The following is a 15,113-nucleotide window of genomic DNA, read 5'->3' as shown; positions in this document are numbered from 1 at the left end:
ATGCTAAAGCACTTAAATAAAATACTGATCATTATAATTTTAGGGGTACTGGGTGTTGTTGTGTGGTATTATTTTTCCCATACCAAGACGCAAAGTGTTCCTTATTATGTTAATAGCCCGAAACTGGAAACTAAACTTCTTATTGCTACACAAGGCAGTGAGCTAAAAACGGCTGTGGTAAATGGCGTGGTAGACCATTATAAAGATGAGGATATTTATATAAAGGTGATCGATGTGTATAGTTTGTTTTCTGTTAATCTGGAAAAATGGGATGCAGTAGTTATTTTAAATTCCTGGCAATACTGGACTCCCTCTAAAAATGTTATGGAATTTTTGAAAGAATCTAAAGGAAAACAAGACAAATTAGTAGTGTTATCAACTTCTGGCGATCCCGATGTTGAAGGAATAGACGCAATTTCCGGAGAATCCATTAAAGAAAAGATACCTGAATATACAGAAGAGATCATTTTAAGGGTTGATAAGATTTTAAATAGAACCAAATGAAATATGCATTGCTCCTAGTTTTATTCATCGCTGCAGGATGTAGTTCCTCTCGCATGATAGATTCTTATAAACCCACACTAAATGAAACACCCGAGTTAAAAAAAATACTTGTAATTGGTATTACCTCCAATCATGAAGCCAGAAAATCTTTTGAAGATAAATTACAGCAGGCATTTAAGAAAAAGAATATAATGGCCGTGCAAAGTTATGAGTTCTTCGATCCGCTATTTACCATTTATCAGAAATCGGAATGGGAACTGGAACAACTAAAACTTATACTCAAGGAAAATAACTATGATGCGGTACTTATAAGTAAGATCAATCGCGTAGAAAACAGGATTACGGCGAAACATGCCTATAAAAATTTTAACAGGGAATTTCATAGTTTCAAAGATGACTATTTGAGTAACCAGGATATCTTTTATGGTGATAACAGTGAACAGTCATACAAGGTATTTCATACCGAAACCGGCCTGTATCATCTTACTACTAAAGGGAACGGGGAATTAGTATGGAGAGGTGCCATTAATTTACACAACCCTAAAAATTTACAGAGCACCGTACATAGCTATGTAAAACTTTTGCTTTCTCAATTAAAAAAAGAAGATCTTATACCTTAATTTCCACCGCGTATTTTATGAAATTGACTGAAAAAATAGTATCTTAAACATAGTCAATTCTTCAAGCAAACTGATGTATAATTAAACAATTAATTGCCATGTCAGATTCTAAACTTCTTAACAAATCTTACAATGAGCAAAGCATTGAAGATCTTCAAAAAGATGTTCTTCTTTGGGATGAAGTATTGCAGGCCAGTTTGGAAGAACTTCTATTTTACAAGAACTTATTAAGTGCTAATATTTTTGAACAGGATATTCCAAATATGTTCGAAAAACTACAAATGTTTCAAAGTAAGCTTGAAGAGCTTCATACCGATAAGATAGATCTCACTTTAGCGGTTCGCCATCATAAAAATGACCTAAGTGGAATGATGGAATGTGAAGACATAGGTTGTGATACCTTTTACAGGAGTTGGCATAAAAAATTGTCAAATTGGATGATAGAAGACTCCGAGAAATTTGAAGAATTAAAATTTAGAATTATTCGGTACAGCACTCCCCTACTAAAACAACTTAATTAATGAAATTATAGTAGACTGGTTGACAGAATCCACACTAAAACTGCCATAATTGCAGAATTCCGCCATATAGACAATTTGCGATGTTAAAATAATTAAAAATAAAAATCATTACAATTCGGGCGGCTTGTAGCATTTTATATCTTAACTATTCTTACCTATAAACCTAACATTACCTATCTCTCGTAGCTCCTATGAGTCCTACTCTAAGGGAACATCATGTTTTTCGATATACTTACAGTATAGAGCACCCATCCTTTTCTATATGAAGACAAAGAAATAAATTAGAAATACTCTGCATTTTTAAATCTTTTGGAATAAAACCTGGCCTCGCATAGTCTTTGCGCCTATATAGACAAATAATGATCAGAACAGCTGATCGACGTTTATATTAATTTTAAAAGAATAGAATGAGAGTATTAGTAATTGGAGCAGGAAATATGGGATTAACCTATGCAGAAGGCATGGCGAAATCTGACCTCTTGAGCAGACACAAATTAATGATCTATGATAAATCTCCAGATTTAGTAGTGTCTTTGAGCAAACTTTCCCACTTCGATGTATACGATAATATTGAAGATTGTCTACCCAATGCCGATATAGTATTTATAGGTGTAAAACCTTATCACTGCGATTCCTTATTTGAAGAGATCAAACCTTTGGTTCATCAGGATCAAATTTTCGTTTCAATAATGGCGGGAGTTACCATTAACAAGATCCAAAATTCTCTTGGGGTTAAAAAAGTAGTACGATCTATGCCTAACCTCCCTGCACAGGTAGGAAAAGGAGTTACTTCATATACCGAATCTAAAGAGGTATCCCGTATAGAATTGCTCACAGTGCGTAATTTACTAGATACCACTGGAGAATCTATTAGAGTGGAAAATGAGAATTATATAGATGCCTCTACAGGAATATCTGGAAGCGGACCGGCGTATGTGTTCTATTTCATGCAGTCTATGTTAGAAGCGGCGCTTAAAATGGGATTTTCAGCAAACGATTCAAAAGTCCTGGTTTCACAAACTTTTGAAGGTGCGGTTGAGCTCTTTAATCAGTCTGATCTTTCTCCAAACACCTGGATGGACAGAGTGGCTTCAAAAGGTGGAACGACCAGAGCTGCCTTAGATTCAATGGAAGATAACAATGTAAAGGAACTTATTAAAGAAGCCGCCTATGCAGCATTCGACAGAGCTGTAGAATTAGGAAAGGAAAACAAATAAAATGATACCTGAAAATATCAATAAAATGGAAAAGAAAAGAATAGTTGTTAAAGTTGGAACGAATGTAATGACCAACAAAGACAACCGTATTTTAGGCCCAGTATTGAAAAATCTGGTAGAGCAAATATCGATTCTGTATGAGCAGGATATTTTAGTAGTACTGGTTTCTTCAGGTTCGGCTATTGCAGGAAAAGAAATATTAGGTGACATCAGTATTAAAGACGAATCTATGCGAAGACAGGTGTTCTCCTCTGTTGGTCAGCCTAGAATGATGAGACATTACTATAGCATATTCCATGATTTTGGAATGCGTTGCGCACAGGTGCTTGCCACTAAACGTGATTTTGCTCCTGGCGTACATCGGGAAAATATGATTAATTGCTACGAATCATTATTATCGGAAGGAATTATTCCAATTGCCAATGAAGATGACGCAGTTTCGGTAACCATGTCTATGTTCTCTGATAATGATGAGCTGGCAAGTTTAGTTGCTGAACTAATAAATGCCGATTCTCTAATCATTCTTAGTGATACAGATGGCCTGTACACAGGTCACCCCGATGATGACGATTCAGAAAAACTGAATAAAGTTCAGATAGATCAAAATGTAGAGAAATATGTTCAGGAATCTACTAAAGGTGAAGGTCAAGGCCGCGGAGGAATGGAATCCAAAATTAAAATTGCCAAGAGTACGGCACGTAAAAATATTCCTACCTATATAGCTAATGGTAAAAAACCTAATATCATTCTTGATATTATGGAAGGAAAACCTGTAGGAACAAAATTTACCTCGTAGCCAAAAAATTAAGTAAGGGAAATAAGAAAAACTAAAAATCTTAAAATGAAGTTGATAAAAACAGATATAAAAAATAACGTGTTACAATCTATGATCAATATCTTAGATGAAAAACGTGCACAAATAATTGAAGCTAATAAGCAGGACTTAGAAGCCTTTGGAGAAAATGAAGGCGCCATGTACGATAGATTGATCGTAAACGATAAGAAAGTAGATGACATGATACAATCGGTAAAGGAAGTTATGCAGCAGGAAGATCCTGTGGGACAAACCATTTCTCATAGAGTTCTGGACAGCGGATTGGATATTACCAATAAAACCGCTCCTTTTGGAACTATCATGATTATCTATGAATCCAGACCGGATGTAACTATTGAAGCAGCGGTTCTTGCCTTTAAAGCAAATAATAAGATTCTTCTGAAAGGTGGAAAAGAAGCCTTTAATAGTAATAAGATATTAGAAGCTTGCTGGCATGAGGCCTTGAAAGATAATGGTTTGGAGACCGATTGGATTCGACTTATGAATATGAACAGAGCCGACACCAGAGAATTTTTAAAGAATCCGCCTGAAAAACTGGATCTTATTGTACCTCGTGGTGGTGAAAAACTGATTGGCTTTGTGAAAGAGAATGCTACCTGTGCAGTATTAATAAGTGGAAGAGGAAACAATTTCTTATATGTATCTAAGGATGCAGATTTTGACACGGCCAAAAAAGTGATATTAAATGCTAAGACCGATAAGATCTCCGGCTGTAATGCGTTAGACAAAGTATTGATTGATACTCAACTTCCGGATTATGAAAATAAGCTGAAGGAATTACAAGAAATGCTGAAGAAGCATAAGGTTGATATTTTGGTAAATGATGAAGCTCAAAAGGTATTAAAAGAGGAAACATTAATCCCTAATGAAGATACATGGTACGAAGAATTTCTGGCGATGAAGATCGTTCTGGGAACTACTTCCGGTCTTGAAAAAGCTATAGATAAGATCAATAAATATTCTGGAGGGCACTCTGCCGTAATTATCACAAAAGATAAAGAGGAAGCCGCCGAATTTATGCAACAAGTAGACAGTGCAGCTGTATATCATAACGCCTCTACTCGCTTTACCGATGGCGGACAAATGGGCGTTGGTGCAGAACTTGCAATTAGTACCGATAAACTCCACCACCGTGGTCCACTTGGATTAAAACAATTGGTAACCAATAAATATTATGTGCTTGGTGATGGGCATATTAGGGAATAATAAACTCTAGATATTATAGAATAAAAAAAGGGTGTCTCATGTAAGACACCCTTTTTAGTTTATTAGAATGGTTTTTTAATATTTCAATACTTTCAATACTTCACTTTCAAAGTTATCACCTTTAACCTTTACAAAGTAAAGACCGGTACGGTATCTTCCTAGATTTATACGAGCATCAGTAACACCATTTTTAAGGTGTACTCTTTGATGCAGCACCACATTTCCTCTGAAATCGTATACTAAAAGATTGGCTTGCGTATTCACACTTCCTGTTATTCTAACTGTGGTATGCCCTCTGGTTGGATTAGGAAATGCCACTACTCTTTCTATTACAACATCAGCACCACTATCATCGCATGAACCCAATTTACCTCCATGTCTTAAAAGTGCTGGTACGGCATATTTAGAAACACAAAGTGATTTTCCTTTGTAACAAACTTGTACTTTTTGGTTCCATCGCCCTTCTCCACAAGAAACATCTTCTACATTTACTATTACAACACCTTCAATACTACATCCATTTGTATCGGTTACTATAATAGTATATTCTGTAGTCTCTGTTGGACAAACATTGATATTCTGAGTTGTTTCACCTGTGCTCCATTCATAAGTGTACTCTCCACTTCCACCACTAACCTCAAGAATACTTAAGTCGGTGCAATTAGAATCGTAACCCTGATACACTGTTTGATCTTCAGATACACTTAACTGTAAGGCCTCTGTTTCAGAAATCACAACCTCAGCGGCAATAGTGTTTTCTACAGCATCGGTTACTACTACGCTATAAGTTCCTCCACTAAGGTTGGAAGCAGTTTGAGTATCCTGTCCATCACTCCATACATAGGTATAAGGAGCAATTCCTCCTTCTACATTCACAGTTGCACTTCCGTTACCCGCTTCACTACAGCTAACATCTGTACCTACTATAGAAATCAACTCTATTCCTTTCATCTGCATTCTCACAGATACAGGGAAATGGTCTGATGCGGTTCTTATATATTCTGTACTATAAAATTCATAATGAACCCTTGCGGTACCGCTAATAAAATTAGGACTTAGCTCATTTGAAACGGTAATATGATCGATCATGTTCTCTCTTAGCACATAAGATCTATATCCTTGCTCACTTAAAATTGAAGTCAGAATATCATAATTCTCGGTATCGTCTACATATTTCTGAAAAGTTGAAATTGTAGTATTCACATTATCGGCAACTGTTTCATCTACATCGTCGTTATAATCACCTAAAATGATCAAATTCTTATTGGAGTAATACGTATCTAAAGAATCCTTAAGTACTTCTACATCATATTTTCTCATATCATAGCGCGACTGAGAATCGGTGCTACCATTTGCACGTGCGTGCAAGGCTACAAAATTCACTGCTTGAGATTCGCCATTAATAGTGACCTGAGCTTCCATCATAAACGGTAATCTACCGCTTGCAAAAAATCTATCTGGAGATTCAGGATAATCTGTTAATAAAGATCCGTCTCCTTCGTAGAAAGGGTGAACCGATTTAAACATGGCTCTAGTTGAAGTAACCGATACAGTTTCGGTTTTATAAACGAAACCTAATTTTTGACCTCCCGGAGAATCCGGATAAGAAGTAGCATCAGAAAGTACAAAATTATAACCTTCCATCTCTCCAACCATTTGTGCGAACAGTACCTCATCAGAGATCTCTTCCACCGCAATCACATCGGCATCCAATTCTAAAAGAATCTCTTTTACTTTCTCCTTCTGAATTTCATCAGAATTTGCATTTCCGGCAGCCGGTGAATTTGATTCATCTCCAAACCATTCAATATTCCATGCCACTACATCAAAAGTAGCATCTCTTGAAATTGAAGTATCTGCTCCCGTTTGTTCGTAATCTTCAGCACAAGGTAAATCACTGGCCATTCTTGGCAAAAGTTGATAGGTTTCCATGAATTTACCCACAACTCCTGTAACAGTCTCACATGATGCAGGCATAGCTTTTCCTACAAGTTCTGAAACATCTGCATCAATTCTAAGTGCAGCTTCTCCACTTGCATCAGTCAGAATATAGTTGGAATTCCCGAAAACAAGTTCTCCCTCATTAGAGAAAGACACATCTGTGATAGTCACTAACTCGGCAGGATGTTGTGATAATTCGGCAACACTTATTTCCTTAGGTGAAATTGGAGTAGTTGCTACACCATTATAATCAACTCTATCTACAGGGCTTATTTGAATTTGTTCGTTATATGCACTTCTAATTCCGGTTACTGTTAACGAATCTCCCACTTTATAAAGGTCATCTCCCTGTACCATATTATCAAAAATGGCAATGGCTCCAGTAGTATCCTGAATATAGGCTGAACCTCTAAACTGGTCGCTTACGGTTAATGTACCGGTAATAGTTATTCTAGTACCTTCAGCTGCATTTCTTGCTTCCAGAATACTAATAAGTTCTGTAGCATCTGGAATTGCTCCATTTTCTGTTCCCGGAGAAGGATCGGCAGCAACAAATCCTGCTGAATTTCGCACCCCACCTTCCCCATTTGGGATACGTTGTAGTGAATGATCTGCCTGGCTTCCGGCGGCATTTTCGTCTAACTGAAGTTGTCCTTCATTTAAAAGAACCATCAATTCTTCATCGGTAGGATCGTTGGTTCCATAAACTACTGCATCTACTAAATTTGTAGTAGTTACAGGCGTTCCATTAGGGAAACTTGAAATATTATCTTGATATAAAGCGACTGCATCTGGTCCATTTTGTAAAGCATTTCCACCTACAACAAAATCTACGTTTAGCACCGCAGCATTACCAAGTACAAAATATCCCTTTTCATTAGTAGTATACCCCGCAAGATCGTAGGCATTATAACTGGCATCACCGTTGCCATTGAACATCACTATAATAAAACCATCTAAAGGAGTGTTTCCTTTACCGCCATCATATAATTCAACAAATTCTTCGGTGTCTGATCCCGGAGTATCTGCATCTACTTCATTGATAACAAGATTTACAGGTTCTGTAATGTTGGTGTTTGCTTTACCTGGAGTTGGAAGTGCCTGAGTGTAAGTAAGAGTATTTCTTAATCCTCCATCCCCATTTGGATAGCGTTGAGAAGAATGTGCATCTTTATCACCATTTCCATCTTCATTTATTTGAGATTGTCCATCGTTCAATAACACCAATAAGTCGGCATCGTCACCATCATTGGTATCATAAACAAATGCATCAATTAAATTTTCCAGTGTAACCTCAGTTCCATTCGGGAAAGTTGCTGCAGCTCCTTCATATAATGCAACTGCATCGGCGCCGTTCTGTATTCCAGATCCGTTAAGAGTAATATCCTCATTCTCTAAAGCTTCCTGCCCTAATACAAAATATCCGTTGCTATTGGTTGAATATCCAGTAAGATCGTAGCTGGCATAACTTAAATTATTTGAACCGTTATATAAAACAACTACTTTACCATCTAAGGAGGTATTCCCAACACCCCCATCATATAATTCGATAAAATCCATGGTATCGGTACCATCGGTATCTGCATCAACTTCATTGATTAAAACCGTTACAGGTGCTACTTCTCCGCCAAAATCTTGATTATTATTTATAGCATCAAAAGTGCTTTCTGCCTCCGGCTGCCATGCAAAATCGGTATATACATTTCCGGTTCCACTTAGTTGAAGTGAGAAATTTGAAGGAGTTGCCGCTCCTTCTTCAACAAGGATATCGATACTGGTTAAACCTGCAGCAGGCCCATCGGCGGCAGTAATCACGCCTTCATAACTTAAAAACTGTATCACCTCAGTAGAATTATTAACTAAAGCCACCGCATCTGGAGATCCATTTTGAATTCCTGAAACAGGGAAAAATACCGCTCCAAAACCTCCCTGAAGTTCCGGGATACTTCCGCTTAAGGAAGTTGTATTATATACAGTTGAATTAGACCCATTATAAAAAATAAGGCTATAAGTTGAAAGATCGGTTCCGGCAGGTCCGGCAATTTCAACCCCTTCATTAACATCGGAACTTGCATTATCGTAATGCAGCTCATTTATAAAGACTTCTTGAGCCATTAAGATGTTAGTTATTAAAAATGAGGCTATTAAAAAACCTACTAAACGTAATTGTTGTTTCATGCTTTTCTTTTTTTGCATGCCCAAGAAACGACATTTTTTTGGCTAAAGCTTTAAGGTTTTATTAACAAAGGGTTAATAGAACGCTGCTTTTAAGTGAATTTTATTGACGAAGGCATTGGTCTTTCTGACACTTCTAACATTTTCTTTATCAGCCGCTTTGTTCAAAAAAAGTTTTAAAAAGAGCTGTTAATCATTCCTCAAGGGTTGAAAATATTGGATTACATTCATCAAATTGTAACTAATCTTTCAAAACTTAGTCTAATCTATAAACTGAGATAAATTCTATTTTATGAAAAAAATAATCTATTCCGTAGCACTTTTGGCTGCTGTGGTTAGTTGTAAACCTACTCAAGACCTAACTTCTAAAGGGCCATCTCCTGTAGTGGTAAATATGGATCTTGTAAATGTTTCAAATGATAAGGTGATGGTAAGTGTAGACCCGGGAAAATTTACGTCTTCCTCTACAACTTTTCATATTCCCAAGACCGTTCCTGGTACTTATTCCGTAGATAATTATGGGGAATTTATAGAAGGTATTAAGGCCTTAGATTATTCCGGAAATGAATTAGCCATTACAAGTTTGGATGAAAATTCTTGGACTATACAGGATGCTGTAAACCTAGATAAAATTACCTATTGGGTTAACGACTCTTTTGATATGAAAGGTGAAAAAGGAGTCTTTTCTCCTTCAGGAAGTAATATCGATAAAGACACTAATTTCCTTTTAAATCTGCATAGCTTTGTAGGTTATTTTGACGGCTTGAAAGAAAACACCTATCAGCTTGAAATTAATCATCCTGCAGGATTAATCGCTGGAACAGCAGCTCCTTTCATTCAGGTTAAATCAAAAGACGGTAAAAGCGTAAATGATATTTACACCGCGCCTCGATACTTTGAAGTAGTAGATCAGCCCATAATGTATGCTAAACCCGATACTGTACAAATTAAAGCTGAGGGTATAAATGTGTTATTAAGTGTTTATTCCCCAAATAAAGTATATTCCGCACAAGATATAAAGGATGGTGTGGAGAAGATGATTACGGCTCAGAAGAAATTCTTAGGTCCCATCACTACTACTTCTAATTATGCTATCCTTCTATATTTAGCAGATCCTGCAGCAATGGATGCTAAAGGTTATGGAGCTCTGGAACATCACACCTCTACAGTAGTGGTCCTTCCTGAATCTATGCCCTTAGAGCGATTGAATACCTCTATGACCGATGTGGTCTCTCATGAATTCTTTCATATTTTAACTCCGCTAAATGTTCATTCTGAAGAGATCCATTATTTCGATTATAACGATCCTAAAATGTCTAAACATCTTTGGATGTATGAAGGAGTTACTGAGTATTTTGCGAATCTATTCCAGGTAAACCAAGGTCTTATAGATAATAACGAATTCTATAAGAGAATGGTTGAAAAAATTGAATCTTCAAAAAATTTCAGCGAAACTGTACCTTTTACAGTAATGAGCGAAAATATACTTGATGAGCCATATAAAGACGATTACTACAATGTTTATCTAAAAGGTGCCCTTATTGGGATGGCTCTGGATATAAAGTTGAGAGAATTAAGCAATGGTAAATCTGGAATTTTGGATCTTATGCAACAATTAAGTGAGAAATATGGAAAGGATAAACCTTTTAAAGATGACGAACTTATTCCAGCAATCGTTTCTTTAACTTCACCTGAAATTCAGGAATTTTTTGATACCTATGTAACAGGAGAAAACCCAATTCCATATGGCGATTTTTTTGAAAAAGTAGGAGTGAAAATGGCCGATACCAAGGTAACTACCTCTTTCTTCATTAACGGTCAGGTGCCATATATAGACGGAGATCCTTCTACAAATGCACTTTTCTTTAGAAAGAATATTAAATTAAATTCATTTTTAAATGAATTTGGAGTGAAGAACGGAGATATTATTAAATCTGTAAACGGTACCTCTTATAACATTCAAAATGTGTATGATCTAATCATGAAGTCACAAGAATGGAAAGAAGGAGATGATATTGCCATGGTACTAGAACGAGATGGCGAAGAAATGACTCTAACTGGAAAAATTTCAACTCCTACCGATGATAAAATGACCTTAACGGAAATGGAGCTTCCGGAAAATGATAGCAAAGTACAACTGCGTAAAGCATGGTTGCTGGATTAAGATTTTATTAAAATTTTAGATAAAAAAGCGGTGATATAGTGTCACCGCTTTTTTTATACAATTCTATTTTTTATTCTCTAAAAGGAAGACGCAAACATTGCATTTATTTTACCGGAATTTAAAGTTCCAATTTGTAAATTGTTTTTTTAAATAAAAAACTACTTTCGAAAAATTAAATTATGGAAATACCTATTCTTAAGGACATTGTAGTAATTTTAGGTTTATCTATTTTCATTATTCTGTTGTTCCAGAAGCTGAAAGTACCTTCTTTATTGGGGTTTTTACTTGCAGGAATTATAGCGGGACCCTATGCATTTAACTTAATTAGTTCGCAACATGAGGTAGAATTGCTTTCAGAAATAGGAATAATTTTCCTGCTTTTTGTTATTGGAATAGAACTCTCCTTAAAAGGTTTGGCGTCTATTAAAAATACCATTCTTATTGGAGGAGGAATGCAGGTGGGTGGAACCATTTTATTTACTGCTTTATTGGGATATCTTACGGGACTGCCCGTAAATACTGCTGTTTTCCTTGGTTTTCTGTTCTCTTTAAGCAGTACAGCTATTGTACTAAAACTGTTTCAGGAAAAAGGTGAAGTATCTTCCCCTCATGGGAGAATTGCTGTGGCAATTTTGATCTTTCAAGATATTGTAGTTGTGCCAATGATGCTCTTAACCCCATTACTTGCGGGGCAATCTGATAATATCTGGGAAACATTAGGAATTCTTTTAATCAAGATAATTGGAGTTTGTATCGTTATTTATCTATTGGCTATTTACGTAGTGCCACGGGTATTTAAAATGGTGGTTAAAACAAAGAATCGCGAACTTTTTATTCTTACAACCATCGTGTTCTGTTTTTCTGTGGCTTGGCTAACATCTTCGGTAGGGCTTTCCCTGGCGCTTGGTGCTTTCTTTGCAGGTTTGATCATTTCCGAATCAGATTACAGCCACCAGGCAACGGCTAATGTGCTTCCCTTCCGGGAAATATTTATTAGTTTCTTTTTCATCTCGGTAGGTTCATTACTTAATTTAAGTTTCTTTTTTCATCATATTTTCTGGATACTTTTACTGGTAATAGGAGTAATACTTCTTAAAATGCTCATTCTTGCTATAACTGTTCTTACGCTAAAGTATCCGGCCAGAACGGTATTAATGACGGTATTCTCAATTTTCCAGGTGGGAGAATTTTCTTTATTGCTATCAACTGTCGGATTGGATAACGGTCTTTTACCAGAGAATGTTTATCAGTACTTTCTTGCCATATCAATCATTACAATGGCACTAACACCTTTCTTGATGAATTATTCTTCACAAATAAGTTATTATTTAGTGAAAATCCCTATTCCGGCGGCGGTAAGAAAACGTTTAAACAATGTTCATAGAACCCAGCAACTAAAAGAAGCCCCACTTGAAGATCTAAAAGATCACCTCGTAATTATTGGATATGGTATTAATGGTGAAAACATATCAAAAGCCGCTAAAAGTGCTCAAATTCCTTATGTGGTTGTAGACCTGGAACCCGAAGCCTTTAAAAAAGCAAAAGAGGCAAAAGAACCAATTGTATTTGGAGATGCCACCAATCCGGAAATTCTAAAGCACTTACATGTGCAGGAAGCACGTGTGGTTGTAATTGCTATTTCGGATGCTACCGCAACTAAAAAGATCATCAACGGAGTAAGAAATTTTACCCAAATCGCTCATATTATTGTTAGAACAAGATACGTTCGTGAAATCGAAGAAAATATACGCCTGGGAGCCGATGAAGTTATTCCTGAAGAATTTGAAACATCAATAGAAATATTTAGCAGAGTTTTAAGGAAATATCTTATTCCGCATGATGAGATACAGGAATTCATTAATCATGTTAGGTCTTCAGATTATGAAATGCTAACAACGATTAAAAAAGGACCTCACACCCCTTCTTATCAACATTTACACATTCCTAATAAGGAAATTGTTACTTTGAGTGTACAACAAGGTGCTAACTCGGTAGTAGAAAAAACCATTCAGGATTCCGGTATTGGTAAAAACTACGGGGTAACCATTTTAGCAATTAAAAGAGACACCAATTATTTAACAGATATCTCTCAGGACACAGTAATAAAGCAGGGAGATTTACTTTATTTATTTGGAGCTCCTTCAAACATTAATAGCCTTAATAGAATTCTATCCCTTTAATTTTTCAAAAAGTTTATATTTAAAGTACCATTCAACTCAAAAACATATGTCTATAGTTCCAGATCATTTATTGCGTTATCAGAAATTCATAGGTTTTATGCTTAAATATTGGAACAGCGATCTTTTCAATCAAACCGCTGCTACAGCCTTAGATGAAAAGGATCACTCCAAAAAAGATGATGATAATTTCGAGCAGTCTCCCGAGGAACTGGTAGAAGATCTTCAAAATATGGGGCCTACCTATATTAAACTGGGGCAGCTGCTTTCTACTCGTCCAGATTTATTACCAGATGCCTATTTAAAGGCATTAACCTCGCTTCAGGATAATGTGCCTCCTATCGCGTATGATGAAGTTCATAAAATTGTGGAAGAAGAAATTGGGACCAGAATTTCTAAGGCTTTTAATGATTTCCAGGAAGAGCCTCTAGCCAGTGCATCTATAGGGCAGGTGCATAAAGCCACTTTGCGCTCCGGAAAAGTAGTGGCGGTTAAAATTCAACGTCCTGGTATTAAAAAGCGTTTTTTAGAAGATCTGGATACCTTGAAGGAATTAGCCGAATTTGCGGTTAAACATACCGATGTTGCTCGAAAATATGCTTTTGATGATGTGCTAGCTGAACTACGACGAATCCTCTTACAAGAGTTAGACTATAATAGGGAGGCTCAAAACCTCATTATTTTAGGTAAGAATCTTAAATCATTCAGTCATTTAAGCGTACCACAACCCATACTCGATTATTCCTCCTCCAAAGTGCTTACTATGGAATATGTGGAAGGAAGAAAGATCACCGAGATATCTCCTTTTAAACAATTGGAAAATGATCTCAGTCCACTTGTTGATCAGCTTGTAGAAGCCTATTTACAGCAAATTGTAACAGATGGTTTTGTGCATGCCGATCCGCACCCGGGAAATATCCATCTAACTACCAATAACCAGGTCGCCCTGATGGATCTTGGAATGGTTGCTAAATTCACTCCCCAGCTTCAGGAAAAATTATTACAATTACTCATTGCGCTTAGTCAGGATGATGGAGAAGCCACTGCCGATGTATTATTGGATATGAGTGAATTGGGAGAAGATGCAGATGTCAAAAATTTTAGAAAGACCATCAATTATATAGTAATGGATAGTCAGAACCAAACCGCTAAGGACCTTGAAACGGGGAGACTTCTTATTCAAATGAACCGGATTGCGGCAGAGAATAACATTCATATTTGTGTAGAAGTAAATATACTGGGGAAAATCCTTTTGAATCTTGATCAGATTATAGCCAAATTAGAGCCAGAATTTGACCTTAGAAAGGCCATTAGAACTCATGTACATAAGATGATGCAATCTAAAATGTATAAGGAATTAAAACCGGAAAACCTGTTTTCTGTAGCTTTGGAATCAAAGAAATTAGCTGAAAATCTGCCAGAACGGCTCAATAAGATCTCTGAGAATCTTGCCAATAATGAATTTAAAATGAAGATAGATGCTATTGACGAAAAGCGTTTTACCGATGGCTTTCAGAAAGTAGCAAATAGAATAACCCTAGGTCTTATTATCGCATCTATGATCGTAGGTGCCTCCATGCTTATGAGGATACCGTCTAACTTCAGAATCCTTGGCTACCCGGGCTTGGCAATTATTTTCTTCTTTTTAGCAGCTATTGGAGGAATTTTACTTAGCTATACTATCGTTTTTAAAGATGAAGGCTTCAATAAAAAGAAATAACAGTTCAAAATTTTCTAACAAATTAACTATACT

Annotated in this window: 10 protein-coding genes; 9 read left to right on the top strand and 1 reads right to left on the bottom strand. The window is 36.4% G+C overall.

Annotation, left to right across the window (positions count from 1 at the left end):
• From L1I30_RS13610 to L1I30_RS13585, 6 genes are all read left to right on the top strand, one after another.
• Entirely contained in the window at nucleotides 1-504 is a 504-nt protein-coding gene (locus L1I30_RS13610) for a hypothetical protein (RefSeq protein ID WP_236134851.1), read from the top strand.
• Nucleotides 501-1,124, top strand: a complete 624-nt coding sequence (locus tag L1I30_RS13605) for a hypothetical protein (RefSeq protein WP_236134850.1) — start codon at nucleotides 501-503, stop codon at nucleotides 1,122-1,124. The genes L1I30_RS13610 and L1I30_RS13605 overlap by 4 nt, the downstream gene beginning before the upstream one ends.
• Nucleotides 1,125-1,222: 98 nt before the next feature.
• Entirely contained in the window at nucleotides 1,223-1,645 is a 423-nt protein-coding gene (locus L1I30_RS13600; RefSeq protein WP_236134849.1) for a hypothetical protein, read from the top strand.
• A gap of 407 nt (nucleotides 1,646-2,052) precedes the next feature.
• Nucleotides 2,053-2,862, top strand: a complete 810-nt coding sequence (gene proC / locus L1I30_RS13595) for a pyrroline-5-carboxylate reductase (RefSeq protein WP_236134848.1) — start codon at nucleotides 2,053-2,055, stop codon at nucleotides 2,860-2,862.
• A gap of 25 nt (nucleotides 2,863-2,887) precedes the next feature.
• On the top strand, nucleotides 2,888-3,658 hold the full coding sequence (proB, locus tag L1I30_RS13590) for a glutamate 5-kinase (RefSeq protein ID WP_236134847.1): 771 nt from the start codon (nucleotides 2,888-2,890) through the stop codon (nucleotides 3,656-3,658).
• 21 nt (nucleotides 3,659-3,679) lie between these two features.
• Nucleotides 3,680-4,903, top strand: a complete 1,224-nt coding sequence (locus L1I30_RS13585) for a glutamate-5-semialdehyde dehydrogenase (RefSeq protein ID WP_308444072.1) — start codon at nucleotides 3,680-3,682, stop codon at nucleotides 4,901-4,903.
• A 75-nt stretch (nucleotides 4,904-4,978) separates the two neighbouring features.
• Here the strand turns inward: L1I30_RS13585 and L1I30_RS13580 are convergent, their stop codons facing one another.
• Nucleotides 4,979-9,022 carry a DUF5689 domain-containing protein gene (locus L1I30_RS13580; protein WP_236134845.1) on the bottom strand — a complete coding sequence of 1,348 codons (4,044 nt, stop codon included), beginning with the start codon at nucleotides 9,020-9,022 and terminating at the stop codon, nucleotides 4,979-4,981.
• Nucleotides 9,023-9,311: 289 nt separating this feature from the next.
• On the opposite strand from L1I30_RS13580, the gene L1I30_RS13575 reads away from it, so the two are divergent.
• From L1I30_RS13575 to L1I30_RS13565, 3 genes are all read left to right on the top strand, one after another.
• Nucleotides 9,312-11,183 carry a M61 family metallopeptidase gene (locus L1I30_RS13575; RefSeq protein WP_236134844.1) on the top strand — a complete coding sequence of 624 codons (1,872 nt, stop codon included), beginning with the start codon at nucleotides 9,312-9,314 and terminating at the stop codon, nucleotides 11,181-11,183.
• A gap of 179 nt (nucleotides 11,184-11,362) precedes the next feature.
• On the top strand, nucleotides 11,363-13,363 hold the full coding sequence (locus L1I30_RS13570) for a cation:proton antiporter (protein WP_236134843.1): 2,001 nt from the start codon (nucleotides 11,363-11,365) through the stop codon (nucleotides 13,361-13,363).
• A 46-nt stretch (nucleotides 13,364-13,409) separates the two neighbouring features.
• The gene (locus L1I30_RS13565; RefSeq protein WP_236134842.1) at nucleotides 13,410-15,080 is read left to right on the top strand and encodes an ABC1 kinase family protein; all 1,671 of its coding nucleotides are present in this window, start codon (nucleotides 13,410-13,412) and stop codon (nucleotides 15,078-15,080) included.
• Nucleotides 15,081-15,113: the final 33 nt, after the last annotated feature.

It is taken from the genome of Gillisia lutea, assembly GCF_021568705.1.
Taxonomy (GTDB): Bacteria; Bacteroidota; Bacteroidia; order Flavobacteriales; family Flavobacteriaceae; genus Gillisia; species Gillisia lutea.
This window is presented reverse-complemented; position numbering and strand designations above follow the sequence as displayed.